General features: G+C 72.7%; 16 protein-coding genes and 1 pseudogene. 7 read left to right on the top strand and 10 right to left on the bottom strand.

The genetic code is table 11. The annotated features are described in order from the left end of the window. Positions 1-42: 42 nt before the first annotated feature. Positions 43-819, bottom strand: coding sequence for a S1 family peptidase (locus ACF1CT_RS15460; protein WP_391784321.1), 777 nt, complete (start codon positions 817-819; stop codon positions 43-45). Positions 820-1,074: 255 nt separating this feature from the next. On the opposite strand from ACF1CT_RS15460, the gene ACF1CT_RS15465 reads away from it, so the two are divergent. Next, on the top strand, positions 1,075-2,001 hold the full coding sequence (locus ACF1CT_RS15465) for a hypothetical protein (RefSeq protein ID WP_391784322.1): 927 nt from the start codon (positions 1,075-1,077) through the stop codon (positions 1,999-2,001). A 262-nt stretch (positions 2,002-2,263) separates the two neighbouring features. Here ACF1CT_RS15465 and ACF1CT_RS15470 read toward each other — a convergent pair whose 3' ends face one another. The 6 genes from ACF1CT_RS15470 to ACF1CT_RS15495 all read right to left on the bottom strand — a co-directional run bounded on the left by ACF1CT_RS15470 (position 2,264) and on the right by ACF1CT_RS15495 (position 9,396). Continuing rightward, on the bottom strand, positions 2,264-3,838 hold the full coding sequence (locus tag ACF1CT_RS15470) for an NADH:flavin oxidoreductase (protein ID WP_391784323.1): 1,575 nt from the start codon (positions 3,836-3,838) through the stop codon (positions 2,264-2,266). A gap of 771 nt (positions 3,839-4,609) precedes the next feature. Further along, the gene (locus ACF1CT_RS15475; RefSeq protein WP_391784324.1) at positions 4,610-6,334 is read right to left on the bottom strand and encodes a DEAD/DEAH box helicase; all 1,725 of its coding nucleotides are present in this window, start codon (positions 6,332-6,334) and stop codon (positions 4,610-4,612) included. 294 nt (positions 6,335-6,628) lie between these two features. Continuing rightward, positions 6,629-6,832 carry a cold-shock protein gene (locus ACF1CT_RS15480; RefSeq protein ID WP_376239248.1) on the bottom strand — a complete coding sequence of 68 codons (204 nt, stop codon included), beginning with the start codon at positions 6,830-6,832 and terminating at the stop codon, positions 6,629-6,631. Positions 6,833-7,246: 414 nt separating this feature from the next. Beyond that, complete coding sequence (locus tag ACF1CT_RS15485; RefSeq protein ID WP_391784325.1) at positions 7,247-7,858, bottom strand: TetR/AcrR family transcriptional regulator; 612 nt, start codon at positions 7,856-7,858, stop codon at positions 7,247-7,249. A 114-nt stretch (positions 7,859-7,972) separates the two neighbouring features. Further along, positions 7,973-8,518 carry a pyridoxamine 5'-phosphate oxidase family protein gene (locus ACF1CT_RS15490; RefSeq protein ID WP_391784326.1) on the bottom strand — a complete coding sequence of 182 codons (546 nt, stop codon included), beginning with the start codon at positions 8,516-8,518 and terminating at the stop codon, positions 7,973-7,975. Positions 8,519-8,649: 131 nt separating this feature from the next. Next, positions 8,650-9,396 carry a vWA domain-containing protein gene (locus ACF1CT_RS15495; protein ID WP_391784327.1) on the bottom strand — a complete coding sequence of 249 codons (747 nt, stop codon included), beginning with the start codon at positions 9,394-9,396 and terminating at the stop codon, positions 8,650-8,652. Positions 9,397-9,591: 195 nt separating this feature from the next. Here ACF1CT_RS15495 and ACF1CT_RS15500 point away from each other — a divergent pair, with 195 nt between their 5' ends. Further along, positions 9,592-10,515, top strand: a complete 924-nt coding sequence (locus ACF1CT_RS15500; RefSeq protein ID WP_391784328.1) for a rhomboid family intramembrane serine protease — start codon at positions 9,592-9,594, stop codon at positions 10,513-10,515. 162 nt (positions 10,516-10,677) lie between these two features. Here ACF1CT_RS15500 and ACF1CT_RS15505 read toward each other — a convergent pair whose 3' ends face one another. From ACF1CT_RS15505 to ACF1CT_RS15515, 3 genes are all read right to left on the bottom strand, one after another. Next, a complete protein-coding gene (locus ACF1CT_RS15505) occupies positions 10,678-12,207 on the bottom strand; it encodes a glutamate synthase subunit beta (RefSeq protein ID WP_391784329.1) in 1,530 nt (509 codons plus the stop codon). Next, a complete protein-coding gene (gltB, locus tag ACF1CT_RS15510; RefSeq protein WP_391784330.1) occupies positions 12,200-16,768 on the bottom strand; it encodes a glutamate synthase large subunit in 4,569 nt (1,522 codons plus the stop codon). Before gltB ends, ACF1CT_RS15505 begins: the two co-directional genes overlap by 8 nt. Positions 16,769-17,307: 539 nt before the next feature. Further along, entirely contained in the window at positions 17,308-18,042 is a 735-nt protein-coding gene (locus tag ACF1CT_RS15515) for a VIT1/CCC1 transporter family protein (RefSeq protein ID WP_391784331.1), read from the bottom strand. A gap of 263 nt (positions 18,043-18,305) precedes the next feature. Here ACF1CT_RS15515 and ACF1CT_RS15520 point away from each other — a divergent pair. The 5 genes and pseudogenes from ACF1CT_RS15520 to ACF1CT_RS15540 all read left to right on the top strand — a co-directional run. Continuing rightward, positions 18,306-19,344 (top strand): annotated as a pseudogene (locus ACF1CT_RS15520) (ADP-ribosylglycohydrolase family protein); the annotation flags it as partial. 83 nt (positions 19,345-19,427) lie between these two features. Continuing rightward, positions 19,428-20,753, top strand: coding sequence for an ADP-ribosylglycohydrolase family protein (locus tag ACF1CT_RS15525; protein ID WP_391784493.1), 1,326 nt, complete (start codon positions 19,428-19,430; stop codon positions 20,751-20,753). 174 nt (positions 20,754-20,927) lie between these two features. Next, positions 20,928-21,812, top strand: coding sequence for a ribokinase (rbsK, locus tag ACF1CT_RS15530; RefSeq protein ID WP_391784332.1), 885 nt, complete (start codon positions 20,928-20,930; stop codon positions 21,810-21,812). Beyond that, positions 21,809-23,008 (top strand): CaiB/BaiF CoA transferase family protein, encoded by a 1,200-nt coding sequence (locus ACF1CT_RS15535; protein WP_391784333.1) that lies wholly within the window; start codon positions 21,809-21,811, stop codon positions 23,006-23,008. Before rbsK ends, ACF1CT_RS15535 begins: the two co-directional genes overlap by 4 nt. Continuing rightward, on the top strand, positions 23,005-23,817 hold the full coding sequence (locus ACF1CT_RS15540; RefSeq protein ID WP_391784334.1) for an HpcH/HpaI aldolase/citrate lyase family protein: 813 nt from the start codon (positions 23,005-23,007) through the stop codon (positions 23,815-23,817). Before ACF1CT_RS15535 ends, ACF1CT_RS15540 begins: the two co-directional genes overlap by 4 nt. The last annotated feature ends 43 nt before the right edge of the window (positions 23,818-23,860 follow it).

Raw genomic sequence — 23,860 nt, forward strand, 5'->3', positions numbered from 1 at the left:
GGGCCGGTATCGGGCCGGGCGGTCATCGGGTGCCGGGTCGGATCAGAGTGTGGCCGCGGCGGACGCGATGTCGGAGGCGAACGTCGAGACCTCGGTGTAGACGCCCGGGTATCCGGCCCTGGCGCAGCCCTGGCCCCAGCTGACGATGCCGACCTGGATCCAGGCTCCGGCGTTGTCCTTGCGGAACATGGGGCCGCCGGAGTCGCCCTGGCAGGTGTCCACGCCGCCGGTGTCGATCAGACCGGCGCAGATCTCCTCGCCGGGGACGAGGTCGCCGCCGTAGGCGGCCTGGCACTCGGCGTCGGAGACGAACGGCACGCTCGCCTTGAGCAGGTAGCGCTGCTGGGCGCCGCCCTCGGTGGCCGCGCCCCAGCCGGCGATGGTGAAGGTGCCGTTGTTGTACGCGGTGGTGTTGGCGATCTTCAGGGTGGGCTGGTCGATCGGCTTGGCCAGCTTGATCAGTGCCCAGTCCTTGCCCTGGCCGTTGTAGCCGGGGGCCTGGAGGACCTTGGTGGACTTGACCTTGACGGCGCTGGAGGACTGGAGGTCGACGACGCCCCCGGTGGCGGTGATGGAGGTGTCGTTGCCCGAGCCGTCCACGCAGTGCGCGGCGGTGAGCACGATGTCCTTGGCGTACAGGGCGCCGCCGCAGCCCATCGACAGCCGGACCATGAACGGGAACTCGCCCTGGGCGGCGCGGGTTCCGCCGACGACGGGGGCGGGGGCCGCGGAGGCGCCGGCGGGCTGGAGGCTGACGGCCGCGAGGGCCACGGCGGCGATGACGGCGCATCTTTTCACGGCGCGCAGAAGCTGCTTCAAGAGACTGCCTTCTTTCGTGGGGGGTTGCGGGAGGTCCGTGGAGGGGCCTCCCGTGTGTCTCGCGAAGTACGCGCGTCCTCGTCGTGGGCCGGCCGCCGGACAGGCACATTCGATGGTCATGCTCGCGACAAAGACGTGGTTGGGATTATCGGGAAGTGATCACACGCTCCACAAGATTCAGTTTTCGGCCAAGATCGTCCGTGCACCGCGCCGTTAGAGTGGAGGAGGCCGGACGGCACGGACGGGGGTGGACACGTGACGGGCAGTGGCCGGGGCGGTGGCCGGGGCGGCGGCGGTGGTCCGGTCGTGCACGGTTTCCCCCACCTCGACACCGTCCGCTCGGCGATCACCGCCCTGTACCGCCGGCTGTCGTGCGACGGCGTCCGCACCCACGCCACGAGCCTCACCGCGGCCGATGTCGCCTTCTCCGACCACGACGACCTGCACCTCGGCGCCCAGCGGGTGGCACGGGCCGTGGTCCAGCACCTGAACCTGCCGGACGCCCGGATGATCGTCGGCTTCCGGACGATGGAGCACGCCGCCGCCGTCGAACTCGCCGCGGGGCCCGAGTACTTCGTCGAACTCAACGACCGCTTCCGCACCCATCGCGCGGACGTCGGCGCCGCGCTCGCGCACGAGACCACCCATGTGCTGCTGCACCGGCTCGGCCTGGAGTTCCCCGGCACACGGGACAACGAGATCCTCACCGACACGGTGACGACGTACCTGGGCGCCGGCTGGCTGCTGCTTGACGCCTTCCGCGAGGACGCCGTCTCCAGCCAGAAACTCGGGTACCTCACGCCGGAGGAGTTCGGGTACGTCCTCGCCAAGCGGGCGTTCGCCTTCGACGAGGACCCCTCCCCCTGGTTCACCAGTCCGCAGGCGTACACGGCCTACACACAGGGGCGCGCCCGGGCCCTGCGCGACACCCGGCAGCCCCCGCTCGCCGCCGCCGGCTGGTCGGCCCGGCGCCGCTACGCCCTGGACCGTCGGCACGCCCGCGACCGCCCCGACACCCTCCCCACGGGCCCCGGAGCCTCGTACGCCTTCGAGGGCGACTCTCGGGGACTCCGGGTGTCCTTCCCCTGCCCCACCTGCCTCCAGCGCATCCGGGTCCCGGTGCGCGGGCGGACGCGCGCCCGGTGCGGGCTGTGCCGGACGGTCCTGGACTGCGAGACCTGAACCGGGCGGAGAGTACGGCACGACGGCCACCGGTCCCGGCCGGTCATGGCCTCCGGATTCCGTGGTGCGCGGGGGCCCGGCCCGGAACGGGGACCGAGCCGGAGCGGAGTCCCCGTGGCGTGGTGCCGACCGCGGCCGGGCAGGACACCTCGCTTCCGCTCCTGGCGGGCAGCGGCGGTCCGCGCAACACCCGCGGGCCCTCCGGGGCGGGGCCCGGCAGCCGCCCGGCGAGGCCGCCCGCGCCGGGCCGTGCGCGCGGCGGTCAGTCCGGGTGCGCCCGGAACGTCACGTCGGCCGCCCCGCGCGCGGGACGGCCCGGCCGGCCCGGTGCGGGGCCGGCGAGCGGGCAGTGGGTGCCGGTGTAGATCGTCGGCACGCACTTGTTGCAGTGGATGCAGAGGGAACGCGTCCCCGGCCGGTCCCTCATGCGGTTCACCAGGTCCGGTTCGCGCAGCAGCGCGCGGGCCATGGCCACGTACTCGAAGCCCTCCGTCATGGCCAGTTCGACGGTCTCCCGGCGGGTGATGCCGCCGAGCAGGATCAGCGGGAGGCTGAGCGCGGCCCTGAACTGGCGGGCCGAGGGCAGCAGGTACGCCTCTTCGTAGGGGTAGGAGCGCAGGAACCTGCCACCGGCGAGGCGTATGCCCAGACGCGCCGGCCGGGGGAAGACGGCGGCGAACTCGGTGAGCGGCGCCTCGCCGCGGAACAGGTACATCGGATTGAACAGGGAGCTTCCGGCGGTCAGTTCGAGCGCGTCGACCGTGCCGTCCTCCTGGAGCCGCCGGGCGACCCGGAGGCTCTCGTCGAGCCAGAAGCCGCCGGGCACCCCGTCGTCCATGTTGAGCTTGGCGGTGATCGCGATCGTGTCGCCGACCTCGTCGCGAACGGCGCGGGCGATGCCGAGGGCGACCCGGGCCCGGTTGTCGAGGCCGCCCCCGTAGGCGTCGTCGCGGTGGTTGAGCCGGGGACTGAGGAACGAGCTGGCCAGGTAGTTGTGGCCGAAGTGCAGCTCGACCGCGTCGAATCCGGACTCCACGGCCAGCCGGGCGGCGGTGGCGTGGGCCCGGACGACCCGGGCGATGTCGTCGGCGGTCGCCGCCCGCGTCATCCGCATGCCGAGCGGGCTGAGGAACCGTCCCGGGGCGAGGGCCGGGAGCCGGTTGGAACGCGCGTCGGCGACCGGGCCCGCGTGACCGAGCTGGGCGCTGATCGCGGCGCCCTCACGATGCACGGCATCGGTGAGCCGGCGCAGCCCCGGTACCGCCTCGGGGCGCATCCAGATCTGGCGGCGCTCGGTGCGGCCCTCCGGGGCCACCGCGCAGTACGCGACGGTGGTCATGCCCACTCCGCCGGCGGCGGGGCGGCGGTGGTACGCGATCAGTTCGTCGGTGACCAGGCCCTCGGGTGTCACGCCTTCGAAGGTGGCGGACCTGATGACGCGGTTGCGAAGGGTGAGGGGTCCCAGGCAGACGGGCGCGAAGGGGTCCGGTGCGGGCTGTTCGGGAACGGGGGGCTGAGGGGGCATGCCGGTCTCCGATACGTGTGGGTGACGACGGTGGGCATGGACGTCGAGGCCGGACTCCGCACGGCCGGTGGTGGACTCCGCACGGCCGGTGGTGGACTCCGCACAGTCGGTGGTGGACTCCGCACAGTCGGTGGCGGATCCGCACACGAACGGCGGCGGGCCGCCCCGATCCGCCCCGTACACCGGCCGCGCCGCCTCCCCCGGCAGCCCCGCGCCGGAGCCGGTGCCGACGATCCGGGCGAACGACGAAACGGCCCCCTCCGCCGTGGCGATGGCGCAGGTGCGGGCGACCGCCTCGCCGCCCGCGGCCACGATCCCGTCGGCCTCCTGCCGCGCCGGACCGTCCGGCCCCCTGCCCCGTCGGTGCCGACACCGCGGTCGGCGTCCACGCCCCGTACCTCCTCGGCCGCGAGGGCGAGCGCGCGGGCCCGGCCGAGCCCGCGTCCGGCGCCGGTCACGGCCACCGCCCGTCCGGCACACAACTCCCGCCCGGTCCAACCGGGTTGTCCCGGTGCGGCGCCGCCGTGCCCGTTCCCTTCCGCGGCCATCACGCCTCTCCCCCCGCGGGCGGTGCGGGGGGTGGCAGGCCACCGCCTTCCGCACCTAACAAATGTTTGGTGCGGAAAGATAGCCGATTCGCTCATGGATGTCTCCACCACAAGCACCGGCAGGGGCCCGCCGTCCGGCGGCGGGCGCCAAGGACGCGACGGCGACCACGGCGCCCCGGACGGACCGCCGCACCGGATGCCGCGTACGGAGACGGCTGCCGCGCTCGAACGTGCGGGTCCGGGACGGGTGTCGACCCGGTCGGCGCGCCGGGCCGCGGGCTCGCGCCGGATCTCCGGGACGGGACGGACCGGGACGGGACGGTGCGCTACGGCCTCGTGACGCAACACGGCGGGGGCCCCTCCAGGAGCCGCGGCGACGGGCGGCCCCCTCACGCCGCACCGTCGTTCCGCACAGGGCCCGCGCGTCCCATACGGGAATCCGGCCGGTGTACGGGAATCCGGCCGGAGCACCGGATACGCCGCGGCCCCGCCCGGACACGCCATCGGCGGTCCGGACGGGGCCACAGCACCAGCCCTACGCGGCCCGGCGTCCGCGCCCCGGCCGCTCGGCACCGCCGCGTCCGGCTCCGGACCGGGAACGCCCGGCCCCGGCGCCCCGCGCCGAACCCGCCGTGCCCGCCGAACCACCCGCGCCCGCCGCGCCGGAGCGCCCTGCTCCGCCCGACCGGCCCCCCGTACCTGCGGAACGGGCGGAACCGCCCACGCCCCCGCCGACGGCGGGACCGCCCGTGCTCCGGCCCTCACCGCCCGCGACGCGGCCACTGCCGCCGCGGCGGCGTCGACGGCCGCCCGCACGGGAGCCGGACTCGCCCGGCGCGTCCGCGCCGGACCGGGTGCGCTGCTTCGGCGGGGCCACCGGCTGCGGGACCTCGATGACGACCGCGACACCGGACGGTTCGCGCGCCCCGGTGATCCGGATGAGCTCCTCGTCGCCGGACCTGACCCGGGTGGTCCGCGGCACGATGCCCGCGTCGGCCATCAGCCGGGTCATCTCCCGCTTCTCCTCGGGCAGCACCAGGGTGACGACGCTGCCGGACTCCCCCGCTCGCGCGGTGCGCCCGCCGCGGTGGAGGTAGTCCTTGTGGTCGGTCGGCGGATCCACGTTCACGACGAGGTCGAGGTCGTCCACATGAATGCCGCGCGCCGCCACGTTCGTCGCTACGAGCGCGGTGACCTGGCCGTTCTTGAACTGGTCCAGCGTCCGGTTGCGCTGCGGCTGCGAACGTCCGCCGTGCAGGGCGGCGGCCCGTACACCGCTGGCGAGCAGCCGCTTGGCGAAACGGTCGGCGGACCGCTTGGTGTCCACGAACATGATCACCCGACCGTCGCGGGCGGCGATCCGGGTGGCGACGGCCTTCTTGTCGGTCTCGTCGGCCACATGCAGCACGTGGTGCTCCATCGTGGTGACCGCGCCAGCCGACGGATCGACCGAGTGCACGACGGGGTCGGTCAGGAACATCCTGACCAGGCGGTCGATGTTCGCGTCGAGCGTCGCGGAGAACAGCATCCGCTGTCCGTCCGGCTCGACCTGCTTGAGCAGGGCGACGACCTGCGGCATGAAGCCCATGTCGGCCATCTGGTCGGCCTCGTCGAGGACGGTGACGGCGACCTGGTCGAGACGGCAGTCGCCGCGCTCGATGAGGTCCTTGAGCCGTCCCGGGGTGGCGACGAGCACCTCGGCGCCGCGGCGCAGCGCACCGGACTGCCGGCTGATCGACATTCCGCCGACGACGGTGGTCAGGCGAAGCTGCAGGGAGGTCGCGTACGGGGTCAGGGCGTCGGTGACCTGCTGGGCGAGCTCGCGGGTGGGTACGAGGACCAGGGCGAGAGGAGCACGCGGCTCGGCTCGGCGCCCGGCCGTACGGGCCAGCATCGCCAGTCCGAACGCGAGGGTCTTGCCGGAGCCGGTACGGCCGCGGCCGAGGATGTCCCGGCCTGCCAGCGAGTTCGGCAGGGTGGCGCCCTGGATCGGGAACGGGTCGGTGACCCCCTGTGCGGCCAGCGTCTTCAGCAGGGCCGCGGGCATGTCCAGCTCGGCGAACGCCTCGACGGCGGGCAGGGCCGGGGTCATGGTTTCGGGCAGGGCGAACTCTCCCTGCGGCGGCGTGGCCCTGCGACGGGGCGACGCCTTGCCGGATCCCTTGCCGGAACCCTTGGCGGTCGCCTTTGCCGGGGCCGCGCCGCGCCCCCTCGACGGGCGGTTGCGGGCGGGGCGGTCCTGGCGTTCGGAGCGGGTCATACGGAATTGCCCTCCTGGGGGATTCCTGAGGATTCCCAGGAATCCCCGGAAACCGCCGGGAACCGCTGGGACTGCGGGACTGCTGGAACTACGGGACTGATGGGACCACGGGAACGACGCGGCCCGCGTCGCGGGACCGGCCGGACGCCCGGGACGGGGCGTACCGGAGGGAACCGCTCGGCCCGTCGGGCTCCTGCGGGGCGGCGCGCTGTTCCGTCGCGCGCCGGGGACAGCACAAACCGGGACCCGCACCTTGACGGTGCGGGCCCCGGCTGCGGGTTACGCGTCCGACGGTCAGGCCGGGACGATGTTCTCCGCCTGCGGGCCCTTCTGGCCCTGCGTGACGTCGAAGGTCACCTTCTGGCCCTCGTGCAGCTCACGGAAGCCGGAGGACGCGATGTTGGAGTAGTGGGCGAAGACGTCGGCGCCGCCGCCGTCCTGCTCGATGAAGCCGAAGCCCTTTTCCGAGTTGAACCACTTCACGGTTCCAGTAGCCATGTCATTCTCCTCAAACAGGTGCAGTGCCGGAAATCCGCACTTTACGAATTCCAAATCGCCGCATTGAGCCCCATCCGGAGAAAGCCGGAAAACAATAATGCGCCTGAGGAAGCATTCCCGTCAGGCGCACATAAAGTTCATGGGTACCAAAACTGCAACATCGCAACCTTAGCACGTCCCACGGTCCGCGGCGGGGGTCGCACCGCTCGCCGACCGGCGGTTTTCCGGCCTCGCCCTTGGCACAACTGGCCAGGAGCGGGTCCGGAACTCCGTCGAATTCGTTTGCGCGACGCCATCGGACGGCGTGCGTCCGGTGGCGGAAGGCATCCCTCCGGTGCCGGCACACGCTTCCCCCGTCCCTGGCGCACACCTCCGGGGCCGGATCCCGGTGCCCCTTCCGGCGGGCACTGCCGGTCATGGCACCAGGGCGATGCCGTCCAGGACCATCGAGAGGTACTGGCGGGCGATCTCGTCGGGGCTGTGCTGTCCGCCGGGCCGGTACCAGGACGCCGCGACCCAGACGGTGTCGCGGACGAAGCGGTAGGTGAGGCGGATGTCGAGGTCGGCGCGGAAGGACTTGTCGGCGACGCCGCGTTCCAGCGTGCCGAGCCATGCCTGTTCGAACTTCCGCTGGGAGTCGGCCAGGTACTGGAAGCGCGGCTGGGTCGCCAGGTGCTTGGACTCCTTCTGGAAGATCGCGACGGCGGCGCGGTGCCGGTCGATCTCCCGGAAGGACTCGGTGACGAGTGCCTCGATGGTCTCCCGGGGGCCGAGTCCGGCGGCGAGCACCGTGTCGTAGCCCTCCCAGAGTTCGGTGAGGAAGGTCGAGAGGATCTCGTCGATCATCGACTCCTTGGAGTCGAAATGGTAGTAGAGGCTGCCCGCGAGCATCCCTGCCTCGTCCGCGATCCTGCGGACGGTGGTGGCGTTGTATCCGTGCGCGGCGAACACCTCGGCGGCGGTGTCGAGGAGTTCACGGCGGCGCTCGGGCGAGGGGGTCACCTGGGGCTTCTTCTTGGTAGGCACCCGCCCATTCTCCGCCCCGCCGCACTCGTGGGCGGGGCGCCTTCCTCGTCGGTCCGGTGGCCCGGACGGGCGTCTCCGGCGCCGCGTGCTCCGCCCGCGCGGGAGGGGCGGCCGTCAGGGCTCGGACCGGGCGATGTTGTCCGGGCCCCGGCGGATGGTGCGCACCGGTCCTCCGGGCCGCCACACCCGTACCACCAGGTCCTCGCCGTCCAGCGTCGTCAGGACCACCTCCGCCGGTTCCGCGCGGAAGAGGTGGAACGGTTCCGGCGGCTTCACCTCCTCGACGAAGCGGGCCAGGGTGTCCGGGTCGGTCACCTCCACCGCCCGGCCGGAGACCCGTACGTCCCCGTCCCTCATCTCGGCGTCCGGACCCGGATTCGCCTGCACCGCGAACCGCGGGTCGCGGTGCAGGTCCTGCGCCTTGCGCGAGTACGGCATCATGCCGAGCCACATTTCGCCGAAGCGGAAGTCCACCTCCAGGCCGGTCACCCGCGGCGATCCGTCCGCGCGGAGGGTCGCCAGGACGTGGTGCCGGTACTGCCCGAAGCGGGTGCGAACGGTGTCGGCGAGGGCGGGCTGGGCCGCGTGGAACGCCGCCCAGGAGTTCCGGGAAACGGATGCCGGTGCCGGTGCCGGTGTCGGTGTCGGTGTCGGTGTCATGCGGACATGGAACCGTGGAATCCCGACATCCTCTGTCCGGATTCACGGAGCCGCCCGGCGGGCCCGCCGGAAGCCGCCCCGGACACGTCCCGCCCCCTTCCCTCCCCTCCCCCCTTTCCCCTCCCGGACCGTCAGCCGACGACGATCCCCGCGGCCCGGGCCGCGGCCAGCCACTGCGGGAACTCGCCGACCAGCCGGTCGTACAGTTCGGCGTCCGGTACCCGGCTCGGGTCGGATCCGGCGTGGAAGAAGCCCGCGTTGTCGACGGGACGCTTGGCCGGTACGGGCAGGTCGTCGAGCTTGCGCAGGAAGTCGAACTGGGTGCTGCGCCTGTCGCCGAAGCCGATGAACTGCCAGAACAGCGGGAGCTTCGCTGCCTTGCAGAGGTGACGTTCCGCCGCGTGCTTGCTGATCGGGCCGCCGTCCGTCTGGAAGACGACGAGCGCGGGGGCGGTCGACCCGCTGTCCAGGTAGTGGTCGATGACCGCGTCCATGGCCAGGTGGTAGCTGGTCCTCCCCATGTGCCCGAGGCCCGCGACGATCTCGTCGACCCGGCCGCGGTGGTTGTCCAGGGCGATGTCCGTGACGGCGTCGATGTCGGTGGAGAAGACGACGACGGGCACCCGGCCGTCGTCGTCCAGGTGCGCCGAGAGGCCCAGGACCCGGTCGGCCAGGGCCTGGACGCTGCCGTCCCTGTAGTACTCCCTCATGGAACCGGAGTAGTCGAGCACCAGGTAGACCGCGGCCCGCACCCCGCTCATGCCGTTCTTCGTCAGGGAGACCGACGCGCTCCTGTAGTGACCGACGAGCGCGGGCGCGGTCTCCTCGATCTTCCGGAGGCTGATCGCCGGACCTGTTGCGGTGGACGAGCCGGTCATGCGGGTACCCCGATCCTCGACGTGCCGGGCTCCCGGGCCCGGTCCGCTTCCTCGAACTGTTGCCTGTGTGCGACGCCAGTGTGCAGGCCCGGACCCGCGGCACCCGCGCGCGCCCCCCGCACCGGTGTTCGCTATGTTGATCGCCGCCGCCCTCACCGGCCGCTTCGTGACCCGCCCGCCGTGAAGGAGTCCACCGTGGAGGCTGCGGTTACCACCTGCTACCGCCATCCGTCGTACGAGACGTATGTGAGCTGCACCCGCTGCGAACGCTTCATCTGCCCCGACTGCATGCGGGAGGCGGCCGTCGGTCACCACTGTGTCGAGTGCGTGCGGGAGGGACAGCGTTCGGTCCGGCAGGCCCGCACGGTGTTCGGCGGTGCCGTGGCACGGTCCGCGGTGCCGCTCGTCACGTATCTGCTGATGGGCCTCAACATCCTCGTGTACCTGGCCGAGTTGGTGTTCCCGGACGTCGTCAACCGGTTCGCGATGCTCGGCGCCGGACTGGCCGCCCCCGACGGCAGCCGGTACCTGTACGCGAACGGGAGCTTCATCGGCTTCGACGTGATCGGCGTGGTGGACGGGGAGTGGTACCGGCTGCTGACCGGAGCGTTCCTGCACCTCCCGCCGGACGGGGCGACGCTGGGGCCGCTGCCGTTCGGTGTGCTGCACATCGTCTTCAACATGTACGCGCTGTGGAATCTGGGCCGGGTGGTCGAGGAGCAGTTGGGCCGGGCCCGGTATCTGGCGCTGTATCTGCTGTCCGCGCTGGGCGGTTCGGTCCTGGTGTACCTGATCGCGCCGTTCGACGGCACGGTGGGGGCCTCGGGAGCGGTCTTCGGGCTCGGGGCGGCGTTCTACGTCGTCAACCGGCGTCTGGGGCGCGACATGCAGGCGGTCAACCGGTTCATGGCCGGGTTCCTGATCTGGATGCTGATCTCGGCGGGATTCACCTCGTGGCAGGGCCACCTGGGCGGGCTGCTGACCGGCGGGATCGTCACGGTCGCGTACGCGTACGCCCCGGCGAGGGGGCGCACGGCGGTTCAGGCCGCCTCGTGCGTGGTGCTGCTCGCCGTGCTGGTGCTGCTGGTGGTGCTCAAGACGTCCGCGCTGTCGGGCTGAACGCGCCGCTCCGGCTCCGTTCCGGTACACCGCGTCCCCGTCGGCGCGTCGCGCCGCCCGTCCCCGGACATGCCGCGGCGCCTGCCAGGTGTCCGGTCGGGGACGGGCAGGCGCCGCGTTGAGTTCCGCACGCCGTTGTACGGGACATCCTTGGTGCCGCGATCAGACCATGAGAGCACGGTCCGTCGGGCGGATCGGGGCCGGCAGGGCGCTGGCTCCGGTCAGGTAGCGGTCCACACCGCGTGCCGCGGAGCGGCCCTCGGCGATGGCCCACACGATGAGGGACTGGCCCCGGCCCGCGTCACCGGCGACGAACACGCCATCGACGTTGGTGGCGAAGTCCGCGTCGCGCGCGACGTTGCCGCGCCCGTCGAGCTCCAGGCCGAACTGCTGGACCAGGCCGTTGGACTGGTCGGTGCCGGTGAAGCCCATGGCAAGGGTGACCAGTTGGGCCGGGATCCTGCGCTCGGTACCGGGCCTCTGTTCCAGCTTGCCGTCCTTGAACTCTACCTCGACCAGGTGCAGCGCCTGGACGTCGCCGTTCTCGTCGCCCTCGAAGTGGGTGGTGGAGACGGAGTAGACCCGTCCCTCCTCGTCCGCCCCCGGGCGGGAGGGTCCCTCGTCCGGATCGAGGCCCGCCCTCCTCCGCGCCAGGTACGTGGTCTCCTCGTGCGCGGAGGTGACCTTGTAGAGCATCGGGAAGGTGGGCCAGGGCTGGTTGGTGTTCCGCTCCTCGCCCGGCCTCGGCATGATCTCCAGCTGGGTGACGGAGAGCGCTCCCTGCCGGTGGGCGGTGCCGACGCAGTCGGCGCCGGTGTCGCCGCCGCCGATGACGACGACGTGCTTGCCCTCGGCGGTGATCGGGGAGACCGTCAGGTCGCCCTCCTGCACCTTGTTGGCCGGCGGCAGGTACTCCATCGCGAAGTGCACGCCGTTCAGCTCCCGGCCCGGGACGGGCAGATCGCGGGAGACCGTGGCACCGGCGGCGATGACGACCGCGTCGTAGCGGCGGCGGAGCTTGGCGGCGTCGATGTCGCGGCCGATCTCCGTCTCGGTACGGAACTTGGTGCCCTCCGCGCGCATCTGCTCGATACGGCGGTTGATGTGCGACTTCTCCATCTTGAACGCGGGAATGCCGTACCGCAGGAGTCCCCCGATCCGGTCCGCGCGCTCGTACACGGCGACGGTGTGACCGGCCCGGGTCAGCTGCTGCGCGGCGGCGAGACCCGCCGGACCGGAGCCGATGACGGCGACGGTCTTGCCGGAGAGCCGCTCGGGCGGCTGCGGGGTGACGTCACCGTTGCCCCACGCCTTGTCGATGATGGAGACCTCGACGTTCTTGATGGTGACGGCCGGCTGGTCGATGCCGAGCACGCACGCCGACTCGCACGGGGCCGGGCAGAGCCGCCCGGTGAACTCCGGGAAGTTGTTCGTGGCGTGCAGACGCTCGGACGCCGCCGCCCAGTCCTCGCGGTAGGCGTAGTCGTTCCACTCGGGAATGAGGTTTCCGAGCGGGCAGCCGTTGTGGCAGAACGGGATGCCGCAGTCCATGCAGCGGCCCGCCTGCTTGCTGATGATCGGGAGCAGCGAGCCCCGGACGTAGACCTCGTTCCAGTCCTGGACGCGCTCGGCGACGGGGCGGGTCTCGGCGACCTCGCGCCCGGTGGTCAGAAAGCCCTTGGGGTCAGCCATGGGTCGCCGCCTCCATCATCTTCTCGGTGGTCTCCTGTTCGGAGAGACCGGCGAGCTCAGCGGCGTCCTTGGCGGCGAGCACTGCCTTGTACGTGGACGGGATGATCTTGCTGAACCGGGTCACGGAGGTGTCCCAGTCCGCGAGCAGCTTCGCGGCGACCGTGGAGCCGGTCTCCTCGCGGTGGCGGCGCACCACGTCGTGCAGCCACTGCCGGTCGGCCTCGGTCGGTTCCTCGATCGCGCCGTGGTTGCCGGCGTTGACGTGGTCGCGGTCCAGGTCGATGACGTAGGCGACGCCGCCCGACATGCCGGCGGCGAAGTTGCGGCCGGTCTCGCCGAGCACGACGGCGTGGCCGCCGGTCATGTACTCGCAGCCGTGGTCGCCCACGCCCTCCGAGACGACCGTGGCGCCGGAGTTGCGGACGCAGAACCGCTCCCCGGTCCGGCCGCGCAGGAACATCTCGCCGCCGGTGGCGCCGTAGCCGATGGTGTTGCCCGCGATGGTGGAGTACTCGGCGAGGTGGTCGGCGCCGCGGTCCGGGCGGACGACGATCCGGCCGCCGGAGAGGCCCTTGCCGACGTAGTCGTTGGCGTCGCCCTCCAGGCGCAGCGTCACCCCGCTGGGCGCGAAGGCGCCGAAGGACTGGCCGGCCGAGCCGGTGAAGGTGATGTCGATGGTGTCCTGGGGCAGTCCGGCGCCGCCGAACCGCTTGGTCACCTCGTGGCCGAGCATGGTGCCGACGGTCCGGTTGATGTTGCGGATCGCGACCTGGGCCCGGACCGGCTGGGCGGCCTCGGCGCTCCGGGCGTCCAGGGCGTCGGCGGCCAGCCGGATCAGCTCGTTGTCGAGGGCCTTGGCGAGACCGTGGTCCTGTTCGACGCGCTGGTGGCGGACGGCGTCCTCGGGCAGCTCGGGGACGTGGAAGAGCGGGGCGAGTTCGAGGCCCTGCGCCTTCCAGTGGGTGATCGCCCGGTCGGTGTCGAGCAGCTCGGCGTGGCCGACGGCCTCCTCGATCGTGCGGAAGCCCAGCTCGGCGAGGAGCTCGCGGACCTCCTGCGCGATGAACTCGAAGAAGTTGACGACGTACTCGGCCTTGCCGGAGAACCGGTCGCGCAGGACGGGGTTCTGGGTGGCGATACCGACCGGGCAGGTGTCCAGGTGGCAGACGCGCATCATGACGCAGCCGGAGACGACGAGCGGCGCTGTCGCGAAACCGAACTCCTCGGCGCCCAGCAGCGCGGCGATGACGACATCGCGGCCGGTCTTGAGCTGGCCGTCGGTCTGCACCACGATCCGGTCGCGCAGGCCGTTGAGCAGCAGGGTCTGCTGGGTCTCGGCGAGGCCCAGTTCCCAGGGGCCGCCCGCGTGCTTGAGCGAGGTGAGCGGGGAGGCGCCCGTTCCGCCGTCGTGGCCGGAGATCAGGACGACGTCCGCGTGGGCCTTGGAGACACCGGCGGCGACCGTGCCGACGCCGACCTCGGAGACCAGCTTCACGTGGATGCGGGCCGCCGGGTTGGCGTTCTTGAGGTCGTGGATCAGCTGGGCCAGGTCCTCGATGGAGTAGATGTCGTGGTGCGGCGGCGGGGAGATCAGCCCGACGCCCGGGGTGGAGTGCCGGGTCCTCGCGACCCATGGGTAGACCTTGTGGCCGGGCAGCTGGCCGCCCTCGCCGGGCTTGGCGCCCTGGGCCATCTTGATCTGGATGTCGTCCGCGTTGACCAGGTACTCGCTGGTCACGCCGAAGCGGCCGGAGGCGACCTGCTTGATGGCCGAGCGGCGCGCCGGGTCGTGGAGGCGGTCGGGGTCCTCGCCGCCCTCGCCGGTGTTGGACTTGCCGCCGAGCTGGTTCATGGCGATGGCGAGGGTCTCGTGCGCCTCGCGGGAGATCGAGCCGTACGACATGGCGCCGGTGGAGAACCGCTTGACGATCTCGGAGACGGGCTCGACCTCGTCTACCGGGATCGGCTCGCGGTCGGTGCGGAAGCCGAACAGGCCGCGCAGCGTCATCAGGCGCTCGGACTGCTCGTTCACCCGGTCCGTGTACTTCTTGAAGATGTCGTAGCGCTTGGTGCGGGTGGCGTGCTGGAGGCGGAAGACGGTCTCCGGGTCGAACAGGTGCGGTTCGCCCTCGCGGCGCCACTGGTACTCGCCGCCGATCTCCAGTGCGCGGTGCGAGGCGGAGATGCCGGAGGCCGGGTACGCCTTGGCGTGGCGGGCGGCGACCTCGTGGGCGACGACGTCGAGGCCCGCGCCGCCGATCTTGGTGGCGGTGCCGGCGAAGTACGTCGCGACGAAGCCCTCGTCCAGGCCGACGGCCTCGAAGACCTGGGCGCCGCGGTAGGAGGCGACCGTCGAGATGCCCATCTTGGACATGACCTTCAGGACGCCCTTGCCGAGGGCGTGGATCAGGTTGCGGATCGCCTGCTCGGGTTCGATGCCCTCGATGAAGGTGCCGGCGCGGACCAGGTCCTCGACGGACTCCATCGCCAGGTACGGGTTGACCGCGGCGGCTCCGTAGCCGATCAGCAGCGCGACGTGGTGGACCTCGCGGACGTCCCCGGCCTCGACCAGCAGTCCCACCTGGGTGCGCTGCTTGGTGCGGATGAGGTGGTGGTGGACGGCCGCGGTGAGCAGCAGCGACGGGATCGGCGCGTGCTCGGCGTCGGAGTGCCGGTCGGACAGGACGACGAGGCGGGCGCCGTCCGTGATCGCGGCGTCGACCTCGGCGCAGATCTGCTCGATCCGCGCCGCGAGGGCCTCGGCTCCGCCGCCGACCCGGTAGAGGCCGGAGAGCGTGGCGGCCTTCATGCCCGGCATGTCGCCGTCGGCGTTGATGTGTATCAGCTTGGCCAGCTCGTCGTTGTCGATCACCGGGAACGGCAGGGTGACGCTGCGGCACGAGGCGGCGGTCGGCTCCAGCAGGTTGCCCTGCGGGCCGAGGGTGGAGCGCAGTGAGGTGACGAGTTCCTCGCGGATGGCGTCCAGCGGCGGGTTGGTGACCTGCGCGAAGAGCTGGGTGAAGTAGTCGAAGAGGAGCCGGGGGCGCTCGGAGAGGGCGGCGATCGGCGAGTCCGTGCCCATGGAGCCCAGCGGTTCGCCGCCGGTGCGGGCCATCGGGGCGAGGATGACGCGGAGCTCTTCCTCGGTGTAGCCGAAGGTCTGCTGGCGGCGGGTGACGGAGGCGTGGGTGTGCACGATGTGCTCGCGCTCCGGGAGGTCGCCGAGCTCGATGACGCCGGCCTCCAGCCACTCCTGGTAGGGCTGCTCGGCGGCCAGGGACGCCTTGATCTCGTCGTCCTCGATGATGCGGCCCTCGGCCGTGTCGACGAGGAACATCCTGCCGGGCTGGAGGCGGCCCTTGCGGACCACCTTCGCGGGGTCGATGTCCAGGACCCCGACCTCGGAGGAGAGCACGACGAGTCCCTCGTCGGTGACCCAGTAGCGTCCGGGGCGCAGTCCGTTGCGGTCCAGGACGGCGCCTACCTGGGTGCCGTCGGTGAAGGTGACGCAGGCGGGACCGTCCCAGGGCTCCATCATCGCGGAGTGGTACCGGTAGAAGGCGTGCCGTCCGGCGTCCATGGTGGCGGTGGACTCGGGGCTCTCCCATGCCTCGGGGACCATCATCAGCACCGAGTGGGGCAGCGAGCGGCCGCCGAGGTGGAGCAGCTCCAGGACCTCGTCGAAGGAGGCGGAGTCGGAGGCGTCCGGGGTGCAGACGGGGAAGATCCGGTCGAGACGCGCGTCGCCGAACAGTTCGGAGGCGAGTTGCGACTCGCGGGCCCGCATCCAGTTGCGGTTGCCCTTGACCGTGTTGATCTCACCGTTGTGCGCGACGAAGCGGTACGGGTGGGCGAGCGGCCAGCTCGGGAAGGTGTTCGTGGAGAACCGCGAGTGGACCAGGGCGACGGCGGTGGCGAAGCGGCGGTCGGAGAGGTCCGGGAAGAACGGCTCCAGCTGCCCGGTGGTGAGCATGCCCTTGTAGACGATGGTGCGGGCGGAGAGCGAGGGGAAGTACACCCCGGCCTCCCGCTCGGCGCGCTTGCGCAGGACGAACGCCTTGCGGTCGAGCGCGATGCCGGTGGACTCGCCGTCGGCGACGAAGAGCTGGCAGAACTCGGGCATGGTGGCGCGGGCGCCGTTGCCGAGGATGTCGGGGGCGACCGGGACCTCGCGTCGGCCGAGGACCTTGAGGCCCTCCTCGGCGGTGATCTTCTCCAGCTTCCGGACGGCCTCGGCGGAGTCGTCCGCGGGCAGGAAGGCGATGCCGACGGCGTACGCACCGGCCTCGGGAAGGTCGAAGGCGACCTCCTCGCGGAGGAAGGCGTCCGGTACCTGGAGGAGGATTCCGGCGCCGTCGCCGGAGTCGGGCTCGGAACCGGTGGCGCCGCGGTGTTCGAGGTTGCGCAGTACGGTCAGCGCCTGTTCGACCAGCTCATGGCTGGCCACACCGGTCAGGGTGGCCACGAACCCGACACCGCAGGCGTCGTGTTCGTTACGGGGGTCGTACAGCCCCTGCTGGGCGGGGCGACCGTCCATGGGCGACCAGGCGTCGGTACGCATGGGCTCTCCCGTCGTCGTCGTGGCATGTGCTGTGCCGAGGGACGACGTTGGCCCTCTGCGAAAGTTCGTGCAGATGTACATGATGAGGCGCTTCTCAAGAAGCGGATACTTCGTTCCAACATGCGGACATCGAGTGATGCGATGAGGGTGGTGCGGTGGGGGGTTTCGCAGTTGGAAGATCGGCGCCCGGAGGGGCCGCAGAGAGCAGGCGTCGTTGCCCGCGGTGTCTACGGCTCTTGCCCGGCGGAGAAGAAAATGAAACCGCCGGATCATGGCTACATATGTGCGGCCCCGTATAGAGACTCATTTTACGTCCGGCGGAGCCGCCCCGCCCAGAGGCGGGTGCCAGGACGTACATCACACAGGTGGCGGGACGTGCATCACACGGACGGCGGGCACGGGAAGGGGGCGGGCCCTCGGGTCCGCCCCCCCTTCCCGTCAGGTCCTGGCCGTCTTTCCTCGACCACGGAAGGGGGCGGGCCCAAGGGCCCGCCCCTCCTCCTTCGCCGGTTGCTCCCCGGGCTTCGCCGGTGGGCCCGTCAGCCCCCGACGGCCACGCCGAACAGCGTTCCCAGGCCGTAGGTGACCGCCGCCGCGGTGCCGCCCAGCGCCAGTTGACGCAGCCCGCTGTAGAGCCAGCTGCGCGCCGTCACCCGCGCCACCACCGCCCCGCAGCCGAACAGCCCGACCAGTGAGAGCAGCACGGCCGGCCACAGCTCGCTCGCCCCCAGCAGGTACGGCAGCACCGGCAGCAGGGCGCCCAGCGCGAACGCGCCGAACGACGACACCGCGGCGACGAGCGGTGAGGGCAGGTCGCCGGGATCGATGCCGAGTTCCTCGCGGGCGTGGATCTCCAGGGCCTGTTCCGGGTCGCGCGAGAGCTGCCTGGCCACCTCGCGGGCCAGGCCGGGCTCGACGCCGCGCGACACGTACAGTTCGGCGAGCTCACGTTCCTCGGCCTTGGGGTGCTTGCGCAGTTCGCGCCGCTCGACATCGAGTTCCGCCTCGACCAGCTCGCGTTGCGAGGCGACGGAGGTGTACTCGCCGGCCGCCATGGAGAACGCGCCGGCGGCCAGGCCCGCGAGACCGGTGATCACGATCGTCTGCTGGGAGACGGCGCCGCCCGCGACACCGGTCATCAGCGCGAGGTTGGAGACCAGTCCGTCCATGGCGCCGAAGACCGCCGGACGCAGCCAGCCGCCGTTCACGTCCCGGTGGGTGTGGTTGTCGCGGTGCGCCTCGTGCAGTACGGCGTCGGTCTCGATGATGGCCACGGTTCTCCCCTTCTCCGGAAGCGGGCTCCTGCGCTCCACCCCCGCTCAGCACACTCGAAAATACGCACGAAGAATGGCTCCCGCCAGCAAGGAAGGCCGTACTTACCACCGTGAGTGACCAGGTAGGTACGGCTTGCCTTGCTGTCCGGAGGCCATCATCCGACTGGCCCTTTTGTCGCGGATATCCGCCTCTGCGGGGGCGCCGTGTGGCACAGATCGAGCAAGTACCAGAACTGGCTGGGTGCGAGCGAAGGGTCGACACGATGGAGTTGACTTCAGGAAATCCGGCACGGGCGGGGGTACGGGACGGCGTGGACGAGGGGTCCCGAGGCGGTCCCGGCGACCGGGCCCGCGGCTCGCTGCTCGGTCTCGCGGTCGGTGACGCGCTCGGCGCACCGGCGGAGAACCTGCGGCCGTCCGAGATCCGCCGCCGCTGGGGACGTGTCGAGGGCTTCGTGGACGACGACCCGGCGGGCACGGACGACACCGAGTACGCGATCTTCTCCGGGCTGCTGCTCGCCCGGCACGGCTCGGCGCTGACCGTCGCCCACGTGGAACGGGCCTGGCACCTGTGGATCGCCGACCTCGACGAGGGACCGTTCCGCGGCGCCGGGTTCAGCGAGCGGGGCACGCTGGAGAACCTCCGCCGCGGCCTCGCCGCCCCGATCTCCGCCCAGCACCGGCACGCCTGGAGCGACGGGCTGGCGATGCGGGCGGCACCGTTCGGCGTGTTCGCGGCGGGCCGGCCGGACGAGGCGGCACGGCTGGTCGCGGTGGACGGGCGGGTCAGCCACGACGGGGAGGGCATCTACGGCGGCCGGGCGGTGGCGGCCGGGGTGGCCGCCGCGATGACCGGCGGCGGAGTCGCGTCGGTGATCGCCGCGGCGCTGTCCGTCGTCCCCATGGACTCCTGGACGGCGCGCTCGTTGCGGCGTGCGGTGACCGCCGCGCAGCGCGCGTACCCCGACCGGCTCACCATGGAACGCGCGGTGCGTTCCGCGGTGGTCGTCGGCGGCTACCCCTGGACGGACCTGGCACCGGAGGCGGTCGGCCTCGCCTTCGGCGCGTTCGCGGCGGCGCGCGGGGACTTCCGCACGGCGGTGCTGACCGCCGTCAACATGGGGCGCGACGCGGACACCACGGCGGCGGTGGCGGGGGCCCTGGCCGGTGCGCTGCACGGGGCCACCGCGATCCCGCGCCACTGGGCGGAGGCGATCGGACCGGTCCGGGGCAGCTGCCTGCCGTCGATGCGGGGCTACCACGTCCTGGACATCGCGGAACTGCTCACCCCGGACGAGCCGTGCGACGGTGTCGGGCGCGGGCGCGGCGGGACCCGCGCGCCGGAGCACGGTCCGGCTCCCCGCGGCGCCCCCCGGACCGGTCGCATGGCGCCCGCGCCCGCCGGTCCCTCGACCGCGCCCGCGTCCACACCCCCGAGCGCTTCCACTCCCGCGTCCGCGTCCGCCGCCGCCCCGCCCCGGGACCGTCCGCACGGGTCCGGGACGCCCCGGCGGAACGGACACCGGGCCCGGATCGAGGGGCTGCTGCTCGGTCTCGCCGCCGGGGACGCCGCCGGATGGCCGGCCGCACGGCACCGGGCGGCCCGGATGCCCGAATGGACCCGGCGCCTCACCCGGGAGCTCGACACCTTCGCCGAACAGAACGCCACGACCACGCTGCCCGTCCCCATCGCGCTCAACCAGCCGCCCGAACCCCTACGGCTCGGCCCCTCCGACGACGCCGAATGGGCGGCGTTCGCCGCCGGGACCGTGCTCGCCTCGGCGACCGGTCCGCTGCACGGACTCTCCCCCGGGCAGCGGCTGCGCGCCGCCGTCGACATCGCCTGGAACGCGCTGGCGGCCGAGGTCGCCGAGGCCGCCGCCCGCGCCCCCGAGGTGGAGTCGGCGGTGCTGCCGCTGCGGGCCCGGATCTCGGTGCGGGCCGGACTCGGCAATCTCGCCGCCGGACTGCGCCCGCCCGCCACCGGCCACGACAACCCGCACTACTTCGACGACGCGGCCTGTGTGCGGGCCGCGGTGCTCGCGGTCGCCCACCCCGGCGACCCGTCCGCCGCCGCCGACCTCGCCGAGTTCGACGCCCGCTACACCCAGGACGGCGACGGGGTGCACGGCGCCCGCGCGATGGCGGCGGCCGTCGCCGAGGCGCTGGGCGGTGCGGACGTCGACGCCGCGGTGAACGCCGCACTCGCCCAGCTCCCCGACGGCACCGAGATCGCCCGCAACGCCGCCCACGCCGTCCGGATCGCCCGCGGCTTCGCCGGGGAGGCGGCCGGCGTGTTCGGCCTCGTACCGGTACTGGAGCACCAGATCGTCGACCACGTCTACAGCTACGGCATCGCCGCCGCCGAGACCGTCCCGGTCGCCCTCGCCCTGGCCACCGCCGCACGCGGCCGGATCGCCGAGGCCGTTCCCGCGGCGGCCTGCCTGTCCCGGGTCGCCGACTCGGCGCCCGCCCTGGCCGGCGCGCTCACCGGTGTGCTCGGCGGCATCGACGCCGTGCCGAACGGCTGGCGCGAGGCGTGCCGCACCCTCGCCGGATGCGCGCTGCCCCGGCTCGCGGGCACCGACCTCATCGAACTCGCCGGGCTGCTGGCAGACACGGAACCGAAGCCCGCGGGTGGACAATTCGGTCATGACGTGCACGAGGATCTTCCGGTCCGGAACGGGAGCCGTACCGCCCGCCTCCGGTGAACGGTTCGCCGGGACACCTGTTGGCGACGGACGTCCCGGCGGTACGGTCCGGGACCGTACCGCGACCGGGCCCGGCCCCGCCGCCGCTCCGACGGCCCCTCCCCGCCGGCCGGCCGGCCCCGGCGCACGCCGTGCACGAACCCACCGGACCATCCCCGAGGAGGCACGCCGCCCATGACCGGCATCGCGGTGCTCGGCAGCACCAATATGGATCTTGTCGCATACGTCGCACGGGCCCCACGTCTCGGAGAGACCATCACGGGACGGGAGCTGCGCACCGTACCCGGCGGCAAGGGAGCCAACCAGGCCGTGGCCGCCGCCCGCGCGGGCGGCGACGTGACGATGATCGGCGCGGTCGGGAACGACGCGTACGGCGCCGTGCTCCGGACCAGTCTGGAACACGCGGGCGTCGACACCGACCTCCTGCACACGGCCGAGGGCCCGAGCGGCACCGCGCACATCGTCGTCGACGACCTGGGCGGCAACTCCATCGTGGTGATCCCGGGTGCCAACGGCACCGTCACCGCCCTGGGCCCCGGGGAGATGGCGGCCATCGCCTCCGCCGACCTGCTGCTGCTCCAGCTCGAGCTGCCGCTGACCGCCGTGACGGAGGGGGCGCGGGTCGCCCACGCCCAGGGAGTGCGCACCATCCTCACGCCCTCCCCCGTGCAGCCCCTTCCTCCCGAACTCCTGGACTGCGTCGACCTGTTGATCCCCAACGAGCACGAGGCTGCCGCCCTCACCGGTGCCACGGACCCCCACGCGGCGGCCCGGCTGCTGCTCGCCCAGGTCCCCGCGGTCGTCATCACGCTCGGGGCCAAGGGCTGCCTGTACGCGGCCCGGGGCGGCGAACCCGTCCTCTTCCCGGCCCCCGAGGTCACCGCCGTCGACACCACCGGGGCCGGTGACACCTTCGTCGGCACGCTGGCCGTGGCGCTCGGCGAACGGCGCCCCGTGCCCGAGTCCCTGGCCTGGGCGTCGTCCGCCGCCGCGCTGTGCGTGCAACGGCCGGGCGCTTCGTCGTCCATGCCGTACCGCGGCGAGATCGACGCCGCGTGAACGCGCCCGCGCGACCGCCCCTGACCGGTCTGCGGGTCGTCGACCTCGCCACGCTCTTCGCGGGACCGCTCGCCGCCACCATGCTCGGTGACTTCGGAGCCGAGGTGATCAAGGTCGAGCATCCGCGCAGACCCGATCCCTCGCGCGGTCACGGCCCCGCGAAGGACGGGGTCGGTCTGTGGTGGAAGCTGCTCGGCCGCAACAAGCGCAATCTGACCCTCGACCTGTCCGTCCCGGCGGGGCGCGACCTCCTGCTCCGGCTGGCCGCCGACACCGATGTGGTCATCGAGAACTTCCGGCCGGGAACCCTGGAGCGCTGGGGCCTGGGCCCCTCGGAGCTGCACGCGGTCAACCCGCGCCTGGTCCTGACCCGGGTCACCGGCTTCGGCCAGTTCGGCCCCTACGCGCACCGCCCCGGCTTCGGCACCCTCGCGGAGGCGATGAGCGGGTTCGCCGCGATCACCGGGGAACCGGACGGACCGCCCACGCTGCCGCCGTTCGGCCTCGCCGACTCGATCGCCGCCCTGGCCACCGCGTACGCCGTGATGACCGCGCTCGCCGGGCGCGAACGGACCGGACGGGGGCAGGTCGTCGACATGGCGATCATCGAGCCGATCCTTACCGTGCTCGGTCCCCAGCCCCTCTGGTACGACCAGCTCGGCCACGTCCAGCGACGCACCGGCAACCGCTCCCGCAACAACGCCCCGCGCAACACCTACCGCACCTCGGACGGCCACTGGGTCGCCGTGTCCACCTCCGCGCAGTCGGTCGCCGAGCGGGTCATGTGCCTGGTCGGCAGGCCCGAACTGACCGACGAACCCTGGTTCGGCTCCGGGACCGGCCGCGCGGAGCACTGCGACGAGCTCGACGAGGCGGTCGGCGACTGGATCGCCCGGCGCACCCGGGAGGAGGCCCTTGACGCGTTCGAGAAGGCCGAGGCGGCGATCGCGCCCGTGTACGACGTCCGGGACGTGATGGAGGACCCGCAGTACCGGGCCCTGGACTCCGTCACCGAGATCGACGACCCGGAACTCGGCCCGCTCCGGATGCAGAACGTGCTGTTCCGCCTGTCCGGGACACCGGGCTCCATCCGCTGGGCGGGCCGCCCGCACGGCGCGGACACCGAGGAGATCCTCACCGGTCTCGGTCTGCGGGTGCCGGAGATCTCCGCGCTGCGGGCGGAGGGCGTGCTGTGACGGCGGCGGCCCCGCTGACCCTGTTGTACGTCCCCGGCGACCGGCCGGAGGTGGTGCGCAAGGCGCGCGGGGCGGGCGCGGACGTGGTGATCGTCGATCTGGAGGACGCGGTCGCGCCGGAGCGCAAGGACTACGCCCGGTCGGCCACCGCCGAGCTGCTGTCCGAACCGGCCGGGGACGGCTCCGTACCGCTCCACGTCCGGGTGCACACCGAGGCGGACGTACGCGCCCTCGCCGGTCTGCCGGGGCTCGCCGAGTTCCGGCTGCCCAAGATCACGCACGCGGCATCGGTGCACCACCTCGCGGCCGTGGCACCGGGGGTGGCCCTGTGTCCGCTGCTGGAATCGGCGCTCGGCATCGAGCACGCGTACTCGATCGCCTCGGCCCACCCCCAGGTGCGTTCCGTCGCCCTGGGCGAGGCCGACCTCCGGGCCGATCTGGGGCTGCGGGACGACACCGGGCTCGACTGGTCGCGCGGGCGGGTCGTGGTCGCCGCCCGCGCGGCCGGGCTCGCTCCCCCGACCCAGTCGGTCTATCCGGATGTGCGGGACCTGGACGGGCTGCGCGCGTCCTGCGCGCACGGCCGGGCGCTGGGCTTCCTGGGCCGGGCCGCGATCCACCCCCGCCAGCTCCCCGTCATCGAGCGGGCGTACCGGCCGACGGCGCGGGAGATCGAGGCGGCGGAGGAGATCGTGACGGCGACGGCGACGGAGCAGGGGGCGCTCGCCCTCCCGGACGGCCGCTTCGTCGACGCCGCCGTGGTGGCCACGGCCCGCCGCACCCTGGCACTGGCACGACGGGCGCGGTGAGCCGCGCCAACACGCACGAGTGGGGACCGAACCAAGATCCCGG

The organism is Streptomyces sp. NPDC014734 (genome assembly GCF_043083325.1).
In the GTDB taxonomy this organism is placed as follows: Bacteria; Actinomycetota; Actinomycetes; order Streptomycetales; family Streptomycetaceae; genus Streptomyces.